The organism is Stenotrophomonas sp. PvP093, assembly GCF_017876915.1.
GTDB classification, from domain to species: Bacteria; Pseudomonadota; Gammaproteobacteria; order Xanthomonadales; family Xanthomonadaceae; genus Stenotrophomonas; species Stenotrophomonas muris.
Window position 1 is genome coordinate 2999896 of sequence record NZ_JAGIOX010000004.1, and the last position, 14689, is coordinate 3014584.

Consider the following 14689-nt stretch of genomic DNA (forward strand, 5'->3'; position numbering starts at 1 on the left):
ATGTTACTTGCGGCGCGAAAGCACGGGCAAGTATGCTGGACACCGGTGGATCCCCGCCTCTGGCGGGCATTCAGACTCACGCATGCATTACCCGGAATCGCCTTGACCGACACCACCCCGCGCCCCGCGCCGAGCGAAAACCACCTCCTGATCAACGCCTATACGACGCATCCGGAGTCCCCCCTGCTGTCCGTCACCCGCCGCATCGCCGACAGCGGCTGCAACCTGGTGGACGCACGCCTGGCCACGGTCGGCCGCGATGTCTCGGTCACCGCCCTGGCCACCGGCTCCTGGGACTCAGTGGCCAAGCTCGAGGCGATGCTGACCCGGCTGGAGCGCGAGGAGGGCCTGAAGCTGGTCTGGTACCGCACCGCCGCCAAGCAGGCGCAGTCCAACCTGCTGCCGTACATCGTCGAAGTGATCGCCGCCGACAAGCCGGGCATCCTGTTCCAGCTGGCCGACTTCTTCGACCGCCAGGGCATCACCATCGAGAACCTGCAGAGCACGCGCTACCGCGCCATGCAGACCGGTGCGGAAATGTTCAGTGCACAGGTCACCATCGGCGTGCCGGCCAACATGCACATCGCCGCGCTGCGCGACGATTTCCTTGAGTTCTGCGACCACCTGAACCTGGACGCGATCATGGACCCGATGAAGTTCTGAATGAATTCCTGATTTTTCGCGCGCCTCTCACGGGCGCGTGGCGTTTCATGCAATTGTCTTGGAAAGAACCCAGGCTCGACAGAAGGACCTCATGAACAACGGCGATACCCTGGACAGCACCACCCTCTCCCTGCCGCTGGCGCTGTCCGGTGGCGACCAGGCCACCCTCGGCGACTATGCCGGCCAGTGGCTGGTGCTGTACTTCTACCCCAAGGACAGCACTCCCGGCTGCACCACCGAAGGTATCGACTTCAACGCGCTGCTGCCGAAGTTCAAGAAGGCCGGCGCGGTCGTGCTGGGCGTCTCGCGCGATTCGGTGAAGTCGCACGACAATTTCTGTGCCAGGCAGGGCTTCGGCTTCCCCCTGGTCAGTGATGGCGACGAAGCGCTGTGCAGCGCCTTCGACGTGATCAAGATGAAGAACATGTACGGCAAGCAGGTACGTGGCATCGAACGCAGCACCTTCCTGATTTCCCCCGACAGCCGCATCGTGCAGTCCTGGCGCAAGGTCAAGGTCGCCGGCCATGCCGATGCCGTTCTCGCCGAACTGAAGGCCTCCCAGTCCAAGTGAGTCCCACTGCCTACTGTGTCTGCCATCACCCTGCCAGGCAGCAGGCCGTGGTGGTTTTTCCCTGTCCGTAACCAGGAATCGACGATGACCCGAGGCAAGCGCATCTACGTGCTGGATACCAACGTGCTGATGCACGATCCGACCGCGCTGTTCAAATTCGAGGAGCACGACGTTTACCTGCCCATGCAGGTGATCGAGGAGCTGGACAACGGCAAGAAGGGCACCTCCGAAGCGAGCCGCAACGCCCGCCAGGTGAGCCGCTTCCTCAACGAGCTGGTGCAGGCCTCCGGCCTGGACAACCTGGCCGACGGCATTCCGCTGCAGCGCCCGAATGGGCTGCAGCTGCGCGGCAAGCAGAGCGCCGGCAAGCTGCGCTTCCAGACCAGCCATTTCGACGCTGGCAAGAGCTTCGGCAAGGTGATCCCGGACAACGCCATCCTCGGCGCGATCCTGGCCCTGAAGGAAGAAACCCCCGACCTGCCGGTGGTGTTCGTCTCCAAGGACATCAACCTGCGGATCAAGGCCGCCATCGCCGGCATCGTGTCCGAGGACTACGAGAACGACCGCGCGCTGGACGATTTCAGCCTGCTCTACACCGGCGCTACCGAGCTGCCGGAAGACTTCTGGAAGCGCCACGGCGACGACCTGCGCAGCTGGAGCGACAAGGGCCGTACCCATTACGAAATCCAGGCGCAGGACGGCGAGGAGTGGTACCCGAACCAGTACGTCTACCTGCCCGGCGAAGATGAAGTCGAGCTGCGCGTCAGCCGCGTGGTCGGTGACGGCAAGGTGGTGCTGTCGCTGGTCGATGATTTCCGCCACGGCAGCCACGCCGTGTGGGGCATCAGCGCACGCAACCGCGAGCAGAACTTCGCCCTCAACGCACTGATGGATCCGGAGATCGACTTCGTCACGCTGCTGGGTACCGCCGGCACCGGCAAGACCCTGCTGGCGCTGGCCGCCGGCCTGGCGCAGACGATGGACCAGCAGCGCTACCGCGAGATCATCATGACCCGCGCCACGGTCAGCGTCGGCGAGGACATCGGTTTCCTGCCCGGCACCGAAGAAGAGAAGATGACGCCGTGGATGGGCGCGCTGACCGACAACCTGGAAGTGCTCACGCACAACCAGGAAGGCGGCACGTGGGGGCGCCAGGCGACCAACGACCTGCTGGCCAGCCGCATCAAGATCCGCTCGATGAACTTCATGCGCGGCCGCACGTTCCTGTCGCGCTACCTGATCCTGGACGAGGCGCAGAACCTCACCCCGAAGCAGATGAAGACGCTGATCACCCGCGCCGGCCCCGGCACCAAGATCGTCTGCCTGGGCAACGTCGAGCAGATCGACACCCCGTACCTGACCGAGACCACCTCGGGCCTGACCTACGCGGTGGATCGCTTCAAGAACTGGCCGCATAGTGCACACATCACCCTGCGCCGTGGCGAGCGTTCGCGCCTGGCCGATTACGCTTCGGAGGTGTTGTGAACCGCTGCACCCGCCTGCTGCTGCCCACGGCTGCAATCACCCTCGCAGCCGTGCTGGGCGCCTGCACCACTACGCGCGGCCCGGCCAGTGTGCCCACCGCCGAGCGCACCGGCCAGTCCTGGGTGGTCACCCGCCCGATCATCGCCGCGCAGGTGCTCGACACCTGCTCGCGGCCCAGCCCCGGCCGCGAGGCCGGGCGGGTCAGCGGCTACTGGGCACCCAGCCGGCAGCAGATCGACCAGCTGGAAGCGAATCTGTCTTCGCTGGAGGCCCAGGTGCCGAAGGTGCTCGACTTTGACCGGCAGTACGTCGGTATCGAAAGCGCAGGCCGACGGCTGATCTACATCAATGCCTTCCACCTGCCCGACGACAGCGGCATCAATCCGGCCCGCGAAGCGATCCGCGTCTGCGATGGCGGCGCGCAGTTCTGGGGCGCGGTGTTCGACCCGGCCAGCAACACCTTCAGCGAGCTGCAGTTCAACGGCGGCTTCGGCGGGCCCTGAGGGGCCCCGCCGATGGGAATACGCCTGCCCACCTGGGTCTGGATCGGCGCGGTCGCGCTCTCGTGCGTGGCCGGCATGGTCAACGTGGTCGGCTTCCTCGGTTTCGAGCACCAGGCGGTCAGCCACATGACCGGCAGTACCAGCCAGCTCGGCATGGCACTGGCCCAGGGTGACTGGCGCGCGGTCGGCCACCTGTGGGGACTGCTGATCGCGTTCTCGCTGGGCGCAATGCTCAGCGGCCTGCTGATCCAGGACAGCACCCTGCAGCTGGGCCGACGCTACGGCGTGGCGCTGGCGCTGGAATCGGCTCTTTTGCTGGTGTCCATTCCGCTGTTCGAACAGCACCAGATCTGGGGCGCACTGGCCGCCGCCATGGCCTGCGGCCTGCAGAATGCAATGGCCACCACTTTCAGCGGCGCGGTGGTGCGCACCACCCACCTCAGCGGCATGTTCACCGACCTCGGCATCGGCCTGGGCCACCTGCTGCGCGGGTTGCCACTGCAGGTACGGCGACTGACCCTCAGCGGCCTGATCATCAGCGGCTTCCTCGCCGGCGGCATCCTCGGCGCCTGGCTGTTCGTGCGCTGGCAGTACGACGCCCTGCTTGCCCCCGCCCTGCTCACCGGCCTGACCGGACTGGGTTATGTGCTGTACCAGCAGTGGGCGCGTTGGCGGCATTGAGGGCGGCGCTCCGGGGGGTCAGATCCCTTTTCCTGCGGAAAAGGAATCTGACCCCATCTATCAGCGGCGACGCTACCTCCTTTACGGTGACCACGGCACAATCGCTGGATGAGCCCGACCACTCCCGTTTCCGCCCTCACCATCGCCGGCTCCGACTCCGGTGGTGGCGCCGGCATCCAGGCCGACCTGAAGGCCTTCGCCGCACACCGCGTGCATGGCCTTTCCGCGATTGCTGCACTGACCGCGCAGAACACCCGCGGCGTCATCGCCGTGCATGTGCCGCCGATCGATTTCCTGCGCGCGCAACTGGACGCCTGCTTCGACGACTTCGACATCCACGCGGTGAAGCTCGGCATGCTGGCCAACGCCGAGGTGATCAATGCCGTCGCCGATGCATTGGAGCGCCATCGCCCGCCACACGTGGTACTGGACCCGGTGATGGTCGCCACCAGCGGCGCGCGCCTGCTGGAAGACAGCGCCCTGCAGGCGATGCGCGAGCGGCTGATCCCGCTGGCCACGCTGATCACCCCGAACACGCCGGAAGCAGAGCTGCTGGTCGGACGGAAGATCGGCAACGGCGATGACGCGGAGCGCGCCGCTTCCGCCCTGCTCGACCTGGGCGCCGGTGCGGTGCTGCTCAAAGGTGGCCATCTGCAGGAAGGCAACCGCGTGATCGACCGCTACTTCGACGGCGTCAGCAGCGAAGAATTCATCCATGCCCGCCTGCCGCTGGACGCACATGGCACCGGCTGCACGCTGGCCTCGGCCATCGCCGCGCAACTGTGCAACGGCTTGAGCCTGGCCAATGCCTGCGAAGCCGGTATCGACTACGTTGCACGCGGCCTGCAGCAGGGCTATGCCCCCGGCCGCAGCGAGGTGCTGGTGCTCGATCACTTCGGCGCGGCACCACACGCATGAGCCTCACACCGGACGTCCTCGCCGTGCAGTGCGCTGATGGCCATCGCTACGAAGTGATTGCCTGCGTGCCTGCACAGCCCATCGCGCGCCTGCTGTGGCTGCCTGCACTGGGCGTGGCCGCTCGCCACTACCTGCCGCTGGCGCAGGCGCTGGCGGCGAAGGGCGTGGCGGTGTACCTGCACGAGTGGCGCGGCAATGGCAGCAGCTCACTGCGGCCGTCGCGCACGCAGGACTGGGGCTATCGCGAGGTACTCGAACAGGATCTGCCCACCAGCCAGGCGGTCCTTGTCGCGGCGGATGACGAGGCCGGCGCGCTGCCCTGGATCATCGGTGGCCACAGCCTCGGCGGTCAGCTGGCCTGCGTGCATGCCGGCCGCAATCCGCAGCACTTCAACCGCTTGTGGTTGGCGGCCAGCGGCTCACCGTTCTGGCGTGGCTTCCCACCGCCGCGCGGCTGGCTGCTGCCGCTGGTCTACCGCTTCCTGCCGTGGATCGCACAGCGCCAGGGCGTGCTGCATGGTCGGCGCCTCGGCTTCGGCGGCACCGAAGCGCGCGGACTGATCGCCGACTGGGCGCGCGTGGGCCTGAACAACCACTATGCCGCGGCCGGCATGGACGAAGACCTCGACGCACAGATGGCGCGCGTGCATGGCAGCGCGCAGGCGGTGTTGATGGAACACGACTGGTTGGCACCGACCGGATCGATGCAGACATTGCTGGCCAAGCTGCCGAATGTGGACGCGCAGCTGCGCGTGCTGTCGGGGCAGGAACTGGGCACGCGTGCCGATCATTTCGCCTGGCTGAAGGCCCCTGACGCTGTGGCGGACCGCTTTTTCATTCAGTTGGATGAAAATTTTCACAAAACTGTTGACGGTACGCGCCGACATCCGCATAATTCCGCTCCTGTCGCAGGGCGCCCGTAGCTCAGTTGGATAGAGTACCTGGCTACGAACCAGGCGGTCGGGAGTTCGAATCTCTCCGGGCGCACCACTCGACAGGTTTTCAGCATCCGCCGCTGGAAATGCAGTAAAATTTGATTGTGTACCGCGCGCCCGTAGCTCAGTTGGATAGAGTACCTGGCTACGAACCAGGCGGTCGGGAGTTCGAATCTCTCCGGGCGCACCATACACAGTCAGCACAACAAGTTTATGTAATTGGCGCCCGTAGCTCAGTTGGATAGAGTACCTGGCTACGAACCAGGCGGTCGGGAGTTCGAATCTCTCCGGGCGCACCATTACACCGAAACAGCAGGCCTCGGCCTGCTGTTTTTTTATGCGTGTTTTTCGGCAGGGCTGCGCCCTGCACCCCTGGTAGTGCCGGCCGCTGGCCGGCAACCTCAACGACAACAGCAACAGCACGCATTCCGTGGGTTGGCGGGGCGGTGTCGGAGTGCGGGGACGCCGCAAGTACGTCCATGCAGGCTTGGCAGCCGCTTGCTCGTGTGCGCTTTCCTGCGCACACGGCAAGACCGGGGTTGGGCGTCCTGCCCAACCCGCCCGAGGCATGCCTCGGGCCCATGCGGCTGACACCCCGCACTCCGACACCGCCCCACCTTCGACAGGTTCACGCGGCTGTTGGTAGGTGTCGACCTTGGTCGACACATCTGTCAGATATCGAGTGAATTCAACCACGCATGACGTGGATCCACCGTGTCGACCAAGGTCGACACCTACCAGAGCAGTACGCCGTTCCGACAGATCGCGGAAAACTGTCGAAGGCGGGGTGGGTCCGGTTGCGGGGGCGTGAGCCGCATGGATGCGGCGACCGAGCTTACATGGACGTACTTGCAGCGGCCCCCGCAACCGGACCCACCCCGCCATCTCACGGAATGCACGCTTTTGCTGTTGCTGTTGCTGTTGCTGTTGCTGTTGCTGTTGCTGTTGCTGTTGCTGTTGCTGTTGCTTTGGCCTCGGCGGGTGCAGGGCGCAGCCCTGCCAAACCCCTACCCCTTGGCCATTGCCTGCCACCACTGCGACAGCAGCTCCGGCCTGCGCAGGCGCTCGCGCCACCACCGCAGTGCCGCGCCGTCCTCGCCGGTGCGCCAGGCCAGCCAGAACGTTTCCTCCGGCTTGTGTTCCTCCACCTCGCGGATCACCAGCTGGCCACGCGCCACTGCAGCGCGCGCGCACGGCTCGGGCAGGAAGCCGAAGCCCACACCTTCGCATTGCAGCTTCAGTTTGCTGGCCATGTCAGGCACGGTCAGCATCTCCTGCCCCATCAACAGGCCCACCGTGCGCGGCAGCAACCGCCGCGCCGAATCAGAAACGGCGATCGCGCAGTGCTCGACCAGCTGCTCGCGACCGAGCACGCCCGGCACCTTGGCCAACGGATGATCCGGTGCGACCGCGAACACGAACTCCACCGTGCCCAGCGGCTCGACCACGTAACCACCGCCACTGGGCCCCTCGCCCGGCGCCCCGACCAGCAGGTCGGCGCGGCGGTCCAGCAGGGCCTCCCAGGTGCCGGACAAGGCCTCGCCGATCAGCCGCAGCCGGGTCGGCGCCTCCGCCTCACGAAACGCGGCGATGTCCGGGCCCAGCAGCCAGGTCGGGAACACCGAGTCCACCGCCAGGGTCAGTTCGGTCTCCCAGCCCGACGCCACCCGGCGCACCCGCAGCTCCAGCTCGCGGGCCGCACGCAGGAGATGCCGACCCTCGTCCAGCAGGGCGCGTCCGGCCTCGGTCGGTTCGGCACGCGGGCCGACCCGGTCGAACAGCTGCACGCCGAGGTCCTCCTCCAGCTTGGCCACGGTGTAGGAAATGGTCGAGGGCACCTTGTGCAGGGCCTTGCCGGCGCCGGCAAAGGAGCCGCGGCGGTCGATGGCATCCAGGATCTGCAGGGCATCGAGGCTGAGCTTGAGCATTCGAATTTTTCGATGATGGCCGTCAAAACTATCCGTTTTTCAAACCCCGGGCGCAAGCGGATACTTCTCTCCAACGGGGAAACACGGCAACTACCGCCTCACCCCGCCCCATCGAAACCATCGAACAAGGAGATTCCATCATGCTGCAGATCCGCAAGAGCGCTACCCGTGGCCTGGCCGAGCATGGCTGGCTGTCCTCGCGCCATACCTTCTCCTTCGCCAACTACTACGACCCCCGCTACGTCAGCTTCGGCCCGCTGCGGGTGATCAACGAAGACAAGGTGATCGGCGGCCAGGGCTTCGGCACCCATAGCCACAGCAACATGGAGATCGTTTCCTATGTGCTGGGCGGCGCGCTGGAGCACAAGGATTCGATGGGCACCGGCTCGGTGCTGCGCTACGGCGACGTGCAGCGCATGAGTGCCGGCAGTGGTGTCAGCCACAGCGAATTCAACCACTCGGCCGACGAGACCGTGCACTTCCTGCAGATCTGGATCTTCCCGGACCGCGAGAACATCACGCCGTCCTACGAGGAGACCCACTTCGCCCCGGAGACCAAGCGCGGCCAGCTGCGCCTGATCGCTTCGCCGGACGGTGCCGACGGTTCGCTGCGCATCCACCAGGATGCCCGCATCTTCGCCACCATCCTCGATGGCGGCCAGAAGCTGCACCACGCGCTCGGCAATGGCCGTGGTGCCTATGTGCAGGTTGCCCGAGGCCAGCTGCAGGTCAATGGCATCACCCTGGAAGCCGGTGATGCACTGCAGGTCAGCGACGAAGCGCAGCTGACCCTGGAAAACGGCAACGACGCCGAAGTGCTGGTGTTCGACCTGCCGCTGTAACCACAACGCCCGCGAAGCTGCAAAGCATCGCGGGCGTATTTCCGTAGAGCCGAGCCCACGCTCGGCTGCGGTGTGACAGCCAGCCGAGCGCGGGCTCGGCTCTACAGGACCCGCGTCAGAACCTGTACGTCATCGCCAGCCGCACATTGCGCGGCTCACCCCAGGTGTAGGTGCTGTACCAGCTGAAGATCGTGTAGTAGCGCTTGTCCAGCAGGTTGTTGACGTTGAGCGTGGCCGACAGGCGATCACTGAATTCATAACGCGCCATCGCATCCAGCAACCAATACGGTTGGGTGCGATGTACCACCTTGGCCTGCGTGGCCGGGTTGGTGATCTCGCCGAAGGTGGAATCCTGTCGTGCGGTGCGACGCGCCGCGCGGGCTCAGCCGCCGATGGCGGCGCAGGCCTCCAGGATCAGCGCGGTCACTTCCTTCGGCTGCGAGGCCAGCGAGGCATGGCTGGCATCCAGCTCCAGCAATCGCTTGGGCTGGATGCGCGTGGCCATGGCCTTCTGGTTGTCCGGCGCGATCATGCGGTCCTGGCGGGACAGCTGGTACCAGCTCGGCTTGTGCTTCCAGGCCGGATCGCTGACCGCATCACCGAAGGTGCTCGCCAACGGCGCCTTCTGGGTCACCGCCATCACCCGGCCCTCGTCGGCGCTCAGGTCCTGGCAGAAGCTCTCATGGAACCTGTCCGCACGCAGCCACAGGTAGCCATCGCTGTCGGGTGCCAGGTTCGGCGCTGCCTCCGGCAGGTGCTGCTGGGTGATGCCACCGGGGCTCTCGCCGGCATCAGGCGCGAAGGCAGCGATGTAGACCAGGCCCTTCACGTTGGGCTCGCTACCGGCCTGGCTGATCACCGCGCCGCCGTAGGAGTGGCCGACCAGCAGCACCGGCCCGTCGATCTGCCGGATCATTTTCCGGGTGCGTCCTGCGTCGTCGGCCAGCGAGGTAAGCGGCAGTTCCACCGCCTGCACGCGGTCGTGGCCGTTGCGATGCAGTTCCAGGATCACCTTGGCCCAATGTGCGGCCCCGCCCCAGAATCCATGGACAAGGAGGATGGTCGGTGTCGTGCTCATGTACAGGTCTCCGGCAGCGGCCGGCGGGATGCCGACTGTGCAGCCACTGTCCGTGCGTGGCGTTAATCGCTGGTGACGCAATCGGGTCACTGCAATCGTATGCGTCGTTTGATGTCGTGCATGGCACTTGCCGACCTGGCCTGATAACGATTTCATGGAGCTCTCCCGGAGCTTCGCATCGCGCATGACGCCTTCATCCCCACGTGCCCAGCAGCACGCCACCCGTGCCGCCTTCTTCATTCCCGGCTTCGCCACCGCCGCGTGGGCGCCGATGGTGCCCTACGCAAAGGCCAAGGCCGGGCTGTCCGACGCCAGTCTCGGCGCCGTGCTGCTGTGCCTCGGGCTGGGTTCGTTGCTGGCGATGCCACTGGCAGGTGCGCTGACCGGGCGACTGGGATGCCGTCGGGTGATGGTGATCACCTGCGCGATGATGCTGGGCGCCCTGCCCTTGCTGGTGCTGGCACCCTCGCCCGTGGCGCTGGGCGCAGCGCTGTTCGTGTTCGGCGCCGGCGTCGGTGCATTGGATTGCGCGATGAACATGCAGGCCGTGGCGGTCGAGCGCGACGCCGGGCGCGCGATGATGTCCGGCTTCCACGCCTTCTACAGCATCGGTGGGTTTGTCGGCGCCGGCTGCATGACCGGGCTGCTGATCCTCGGCACGCCGCTGTGGCTGGCCGCGCTGCTTTCGGTGGCCGCGCTGCTGCTGGTTGCCGTGCTGTCGGCACCGCACTGGCGTCCGCAACGGATCCTGCACGAAGGCCCGCTATTGGCGCTGCCGCACGGCGTGGTCCTGTTCATCGGCGTGCTGGCCTTCGTGGTGTTCCTTGCCGAGGGCTCAATGCTGGACTGGAGTGCGGTGTTCCTGGCGGAAGTGCGGCAGGTACCGCGCGACCAGGCCGGGGCCGGCTTTGCGTTGTTCACCCTGGCGATGACCGCGATGCGCCTGTTCGGCGACGGCATCGTCGAGCGCCTCGGCCGGACCCGCACGCTGGTCATCGGCGGCATCACCGCTGCGGCGGGCTTCACCCTGGCCACGCTGGTGCCCTCGTTCCCGGTGGCGTTGGCCGGCTACGTACTGGTCGGGCTGGGCTGCGCCAACATCGTGCCGGCGCTGTTCTCGATGGCGGGCCAGCAGCGGGTGATGCCGGAGAGCATCGCCATCACCGCGGTGACCACACTGGGTTACGCCGGCATCCTCGCCGGTCCGGCAGCGATCGGCGCACTGGCGCATGCCACCAGCCTCGGTTTCGCCTTCCTGTGCGTGGCCGCGCTGCTGCTCGGCGTCGCGGCGTCTGCCCGCGCACTGGCACGACGCGTGGCCTGACAGAAAAAGGGGACGGAGGGGATTAAGTCGTTTCCCGCACACCTGGCCTGGAAACGACTTAATCCCCTCCGTCCCCTTTTTCTCAGCTGCGCGCCAGCCACTCAGCCTGGGCCGGCAGCTGCGGTGCCGGGCACGCGCTCTGCGGATGGTGCTCGTCGCGCGCCATCCAGTCATCGACCACGCCCGCCAGCAGGTCCAGCCGCAGCGGCAGGGTGATGTGGTCCTCGCCGCGCATTTCGATGTAGTGCGCGCGCGGGTTGGCCTGGGCCAGTTCGCGGCCCTGGCTGACCGGAATGTGCTGGTCGCCCTGCCCGTGCAGCAACAGCACGCAGGCGCGGGTATCGGCCAACGCACGCGCGACGTCCACGCGGTCCAGATCGACGTCGATGCGGCGGCTGGCGGCGGCGATCACCTGGTTGATGTCCTGGCCGCCGTAGCGCCAGCGCGCGTACGACGCCACCGCCTGCGCCTTCAGGCCTTCCGGCTGCAGCCCCATCAGGTGCGGGATCATGGTGCGGATCGCCACGCCGGCATTGGCGAACGATTCCATCGCCACCACGCCTTCGACCTGGTCACCCAGCTTGTCGGCGGTGAACACCGCCGTGGCCGCACCATAGGACACACCGAACAGGTACAGCGGCCCGGTCACTTCGCCGCGCGCGCGCAGCTCGCCGATCACATCGACCACGTCATCCGACTCATAGGTGCCATAGCCGGACGGGCCGGTGCCGGACTGGCCATGGTTGCGCAGGTCGAGCGTGACCACGCGGTAGCCGGATTCGGCCAGCTGCAGCGACCATGGCAGCATCGAATCACCGTTCATCATCCACCCATGCAGCAGCACCACGGTGCCGCGCGGCGCCTGCGCGCGGAACGGCTGCGGCACGGCCAGGCTCAGGCCGGTATCCAGCGGCAGGCCGTTCTCGTGGCGCTGCGGCAGGTAGCGGTAACGCGCGCCGTAGTCGCCCGGATCGAATACGCGCCAGAAGATCGGCACGCCATCGCGGCCCGCCGCGAAGCCATGGCGGTTGGGCAGTTCGGCGATGGCCGCGGCGATGCGCGGACGATCGAGCAGGGTCGACACGCCGCCCGGCGCGATCAGCTGATCGGCGAGTGAGGTGGACGAGGCGTTGATCGAGGATGAGCATGCGGCCAGCCACAGGCCGGCGCACGCCAGCAACAACAGCAGCAGGCGCTTCATATCACGTCATAGGGGTGAATCAGACAGATTGGGACGGTAACGCCCAATAGACCGGCCATCTATCGCGCACGGATGACGGCTTGATGACAACGCAGGAACGATTCAGTTTGGTGTAAAAGCTGTATCCGTTCAGTCATTGATCCGGATCAATGAACGCGCGCCCGGGAGTGCCCACAGTGCCGCCATGCGCATCTCGTTCAAGCTCGCCATTGCCCTGGCCGCCACGGTGGCCGCCGCCTACGGCATCGCCCGCAGCACGCCCTACTGGTTCGCACCGCGACAGACCGCGCAGGTCGACATCCACGATCCGGCGCTGATCGCGCAGGGGCGCTACCTGTCACGTGCCGCCGACTGCGCGGCCTGCCACACCGCGCCGGGCGGCAAGCCGTTCGCCGGTGGCCTGGGCATGCAGACGCCGATGGGCACGATCTATTCGACCAACATCACCCCCGATCCGGACTCCGGCATTGGTGCCTACGACTACGCCGATTTCGAACGCGCGGTCCGCCGCGGCATCCGCCACGACGGCCAGCCGCTGTATCCGGCGATGCCGTATGCCTCGTACGTGATCGCCAGCGATGCCGAGATCAAGGCGCTGTATGCCTATTTCATGGGCTCGGTGAAGCCGGTGAAGCAAAGCAACGCCGACAGCACGATTCCATGGCCGGCCAACATGCGCTGGCCTTTGGCATGGTGGCAGCTGCTGTTCGCGCGCCCGCGCAGCTTCAACCCGGATCCGTCGCTGGATGTGGGCCAGCAGCGTGGCGCTGAGCTGGTTGAGGGTTTGGCCCACTGCGGCGCCTGTCATACACCACGTGGGCTGGCGTTCCAGGAGAAGGCGATGGCCGACGATGGCAGCCGCCAGTTCCTGTCCGGCTCGGTGCTGGAAGGCTGGTATGCGAAGAACCTGCGCAATGAATCGACCGGCCTGGCCAGCTGGAGCGAGGGCGAGATCGTCGACTTCCTGCGCACCGGGCGCACCGATCGATCGGCAGCCTTCGGTGGCATGGCCGACGTGGTCGAGCACAGCACGCAGTATCTGTCCGACGCTGACCTGCTGGCCATGGCGCGCTACCTGAAGCAGCTGCCGGCGCGTGAGGGACGCAGTGCGCAGTGGTCGCCTGGTACCGACACCACCACCGCCGCGCTGCGTAGTGGCGACTATCGCGTGGCCGGTTCGCTGGCCTATGCCGAGCACTGCCAGGCCTGCCACCGTGCCGACGGGCGCGGCATGCCACGCGTCTATCCTGCCCTGGCAGGCAACTCGATCGTGTTCGCCGATGATCCCAGTTCGCTGGTGCAGGTGACCCTGATCGGGGGTCGCACCCCGCACACCCCGCACGACCGCATGGCCTTCACCATGCCCGGCTTCGAGCAGCTGCCGAACGCGCAGCTGGCACAGATCCTGACCTTCATCCGCAGCAGCTGGGGCAACCAGGCCAGCGCGGTGAGCGAGGTCGAGGTGGCACGCATGCGCCGGGTGGTGCGTGACAAGCCGGTGCACTTCGTTCCGCAGGAGGCCGCACGATGAAGCGTTCGCGCAAACGTTCCCGCCTGCTGCTCGGTAGTGCGATCACCGTGGTGCTGCTGGCCGGTGCGGGCACCCTCGCCTATCGTCACCTGCACCCGGGCCTGGATGCCGCCGTAGCCAGTACGATCGATATCCTCGATGCACAGGGCAAGTTGGTCGCCCACTACCACGCGCCCAGTGCCGAGGAGATCGCCGGCCTGGGCAATGCCGAATCGGTGATGCTCGGCCGGCGCATCCTCAACGAGACCGCGCGCCTGCTTCCGGACAACGTCGGCAACGATCTGAACTGCAATTCGTGCCACATGGCCGAGGGCAAGCGACCGTTCGGCAACCACTACTTCAATACCGGCGGCGGTGCCTATCCGCGCTACATGCCGCGCCCGGGCAAGGTGATCGGGCTGACCGAGCGCATCAATGGCTGCCTGCAGCGCTCGATGAACGGCAAGCCGCTGCCGAAGGACGCACCGCAGATGCGCGCGATGCTCGACTACATGGCGTGGCTGAGCAGCCCGGTGCCAGAGGGTGCAACAGTGGCCGCGCCCAGTGAGGGCCCCATCGACAGCACGCTGACTCCGGACCCGGTCCGCGGCCAGGCGCTGTATGCCGTGCAGTGCGCCGCCTGCCATGGCGACAACGGCGAAGGCCGACGCGATGCCAGCGGTGACATCGCCTTCCCGCCGCTGTGGGGCGACCACAGCTTCAACATCGGTGCCGGCATGGCGCGCCTGTACAAGGCGGCCGGTTTCATCAAGCACAACATGCCACCGGCAGTGACCCGCGCACCGCCGCTGGGGCAGCAGGTGATGCCGGACCAGGATGCGGTGGACATCGCCGGCTATTTCATCAACCAGCCGCGGCCGGACTTTGCCAACAAGGGCAAGGACTGGCCGCGTGACCCGAAGCCCAAGGACGCACGGTACTGAAGCAGGCGGCGGGTGCCGGCCGTCGCACAACACGATTCCTGCATCGCCACGTCATGCCGATGTCATTGGCGCTGCCGACACTCCGGGGCTTCCCTGCTCTGAAGGT

At 66.5% G+C, this 14689-nt stretch carries 14 protein-coding genes, 3 tRNA genes and 1 pseudogene; 14 read left to right on the plus strand and 4 right to left on the minus strand.

Annotated features, from left to right (window positions below; translation table 11 throughout):
- Positions 1-102: 102 nt before the first annotated feature.
- From J3A72_RS16485 to J3A72_RS16530, 10 genes are all read left to right on the plus strand, one after another.
- Entirely contained in the window at positions 103-663 is a 561-nt protein-coding gene (locus tag J3A72_RS16485) for a glycine cleavage system protein R (protein WP_005409051.1), read from the plus strand.
- 91 nt (positions 664-754) lie between these two features.
- Complete coding sequence (locus J3A72_RS16490; protein ID WP_014646743.1) at positions 755-1234, plus strand: peroxiredoxin; 480 nt, start codon at positions 755-757, stop codon at positions 1232-1234.
- Positions 1235-1318: 84 nt separating this feature from the next.
- On the plus strand, positions 1319-2719 hold the full coding sequence (locus J3A72_RS16495; protein WP_014646742.1) for a PhoH family protein: 1401 nt from the start codon (positions 1319-1321) through the stop codon (positions 2717-2719).
- On the plus strand, positions 2716-3222 hold the full coding sequence (locus J3A72_RS16500; protein WP_053495350.1) for a hypothetical protein: 507 nt from the start codon (positions 2716-2718) through the stop codon (positions 3220-3222). The genes J3A72_RS16495 and J3A72_RS16500 overlap by 4 nt, the downstream gene beginning before the upstream one ends.
- 12 nt (positions 3223-3234) lie before the next feature.
- Positions 3235-3903, plus strand: a complete 669-nt coding sequence (locus tag J3A72_RS16505; protein WP_046429933.1) for a YoaK family protein — start codon at positions 3235-3237, stop codon at positions 3901-3903.
- 108 nt (positions 3904-4011) lie between these two features.
- On the plus strand, positions 4012-4821 hold the full coding sequence (thiD, locus tag J3A72_RS16510; RefSeq protein ID WP_046429932.1) for a bifunctional hydroxymethylpyrimidine kinase/phosphomethylpyrimidine kinase: 810 nt from the start codon (positions 4012-4014) through the stop codon (positions 4819-4821).
- On the plus strand, positions 4818-5744 hold the full coding sequence (locus J3A72_RS16515; RefSeq protein ID WP_049420095.1) for an alpha/beta fold hydrolase: 927 nt from the start codon (positions 4818-4820) through the stop codon (positions 5742-5744). Before thiD ends, J3A72_RS16515 begins: the two co-directional genes overlap by 4 nt.
- Positions 5735-5811: transfer RNA gene (locus J3A72_RS16520), tRNA-Arg, on the plus strand. The genes J3A72_RS16515 and J3A72_RS16520 overlap by 10 nt, the downstream gene beginning before the upstream one ends.
- Before the next feature lie 58 nt (positions 5812-5869).
- Positions 5870-5946 (plus strand) — tRNA-Arg (locus tag J3A72_RS16525).
- A gap of 32 nt (positions 5947-5978) precedes the next feature.
- A tRNA-Arg gene (locus J3A72_RS16530) sits at positions 5979-6055 on the plus strand.
- A gap of 708 nt (positions 6056-6763) precedes the next feature.
- Here the strand turns inward: J3A72_RS16530 and J3A72_RS16535 are convergent.
- Positions 6764-7684, minus strand: a complete 921-nt coding sequence (locus tag J3A72_RS16535) for a LysR family transcriptional regulator (RefSeq protein ID WP_046429929.1) — start codon at positions 7682-7684, stop codon at positions 6764-6766.
- A 140-nt stretch (positions 7685-7824) separates the two neighbouring features.
- Here J3A72_RS16535 and J3A72_RS16540 point away from each other — a divergent pair, with 140 nt between their 5' ends.
- Positions 7825-8526 (plus strand): pirin family protein, encoded by a 702-nt coding sequence (locus J3A72_RS16540; RefSeq protein WP_014646736.1) that lies wholly within the window; start codon positions 7825-7827, stop codon positions 8524-8526.
- A 115-nt stretch (positions 8527-8641) separates the two neighbouring features.
- Here J3A72_RS16540 and J3A72_RS16545 read toward each other — a convergent pair.
- Positions 8642-8884, minus strand: a pseudogene (locus tag J3A72_RS16545) (TonB-dependent receptor); the annotation flags it as partial.
- Positions 8885-8908: 24 nt separating this feature from the next.
- A complete protein-coding gene (locus tag J3A72_RS16550) occupies positions 8909-9604 on the minus strand; it encodes an alpha/beta hydrolase (RefSeq protein ID WP_014646735.1) in 696 nt (231 codons plus the stop codon).
- Between the two features lie 184 nt (positions 9605-9788).
- Between J3A72_RS16550 and J3A72_RS16555 the strand changes: the two genes are divergently transcribed.
- Positions 9789-10928 (plus strand): MFS transporter, encoded by a 1140-nt coding sequence (locus J3A72_RS16555; RefSeq protein WP_032957729.1) that lies wholly within the window; start codon positions 9789-9791, stop codon positions 10926-10928.
- An 82-nt stretch (positions 10929-11010) separates the two neighbouring features.
- Here J3A72_RS16555 and J3A72_RS16560 read toward each other — a convergent pair whose 3' ends face one another.
- Entirely contained in the window at positions 11011-12129 is a 1119-nt protein-coding gene (locus tag J3A72_RS16560; protein ID WP_014646733.1) for an alpha/beta fold hydrolase, read from the minus strand.
- A gap of 184 nt (positions 12130-12313) precedes the next feature.
- Between J3A72_RS16560 and J3A72_RS16565 the strand changes: the two genes are divergently transcribed.
- The gene (locus tag J3A72_RS16565) at positions 12314-13660 is read left to right on the plus strand and encodes a cytochrome c (protein ID WP_075076267.1); all 1347 of its coding nucleotides are present in this window, start codon (positions 12314-12316) and stop codon (positions 13658-13660) included.
- Positions 13657-14583, plus strand: coding sequence for a c-type cytochrome (locus tag J3A72_RS16570; protein WP_075076268.1), 927 nt, complete (start codon positions 13657-13659; stop codon positions 14581-14583). The genes J3A72_RS16565 and J3A72_RS16570 overlap by 4 nt, the downstream gene beginning before the upstream one ends.
- Positions 14584-14689 lie beyond the last annotated feature (106 nt).

Excerpts from the sequence above, each read along its gene's own strand:
- J3A72_RS16560 (WP_014646733.1), bottom strand. The coding sequence starts at position 12,129 with ATGAAGCGCCTGCTGCTGTTGTTGCTGGCGTGCGCCGGCCTGTGGCTG.
- J3A72_RS16540 (WP_014646736.1), top strand. The coding sequence starts at position 7,825 with ATGCTGCAGATCCGCAAGAGCGCTACCCGTGGCCTGGCCGAGCATGGC.
- J3A72_RS16550 (WP_014646735.1), bottom strand. The coding sequence starts at position 9,604 with ATGAGCACGACACCGACCATCCTCCTTGTCCATGGATTCTGGGGCGGG.
- J3A72_RS16570 (WP_075076268.1), top strand. The coding sequence starts at position 13,657 with ATGAAGCGTTCGCGCAAACGTTCCCGCCTGCTGCTCGGTAGTGCGATC.
- thiD (WP_046429932.1), top strand. The coding sequence starts at position 4,012 with ATGAGCCCGACCACTCCCGTTTCCGCCCTCACCATCGCCGGCTCCGAC.
- J3A72_RS16515 (WP_049420095.1), top strand. The coding sequence starts at position 4,818 with ATGAGCCTCACACCGGACGTCCTCGCCGTGCAGTGCGCTGATGGCCAT.
- J3A72_RS16565 (WP_075076267.1), top strand. The coding sequence starts at position 12,314 with ATGCGCATCTCGTTCAAGCTCGCCATTGCCCTGGCCGCCACGGTGGCC.
- J3A72_RS16555 (WP_032957729.1), top strand. The coding sequence starts at position 9,789 with ATGACGCCTTCATCCCCACGTGCCCAGCAGCACGCCACCCGTGCCGCC.
- J3A72_RS16495 (WP_014646742.1), top strand. The coding sequence starts at position 1,319 with ATGACCCGAGGCAAGCGCATCTACGTGCTGGATACCAACGTGCTGATG.
- J3A72_RS16490 (WP_014646743.1), top strand. The coding sequence starts at position 755 with ATGAACAACGGCGATACCCTGGACAGCACCACCCTCTCCCTGCCGCTG.
- J3A72_RS16535 (WP_046429929.1), bottom strand. The coding sequence starts at position 7,684 with ATGCTCAAGCTCAGCCTCGATGCCCTGCAGATCCTGGATGCCATCGAC.
- J3A72_RS16505 (WP_046429933.1), top strand. The coding sequence starts at position 3,235 with ATGGGAATACGCCTGCCCACCTGGGTCTGGATCGGCGCGGTCGCGCTC.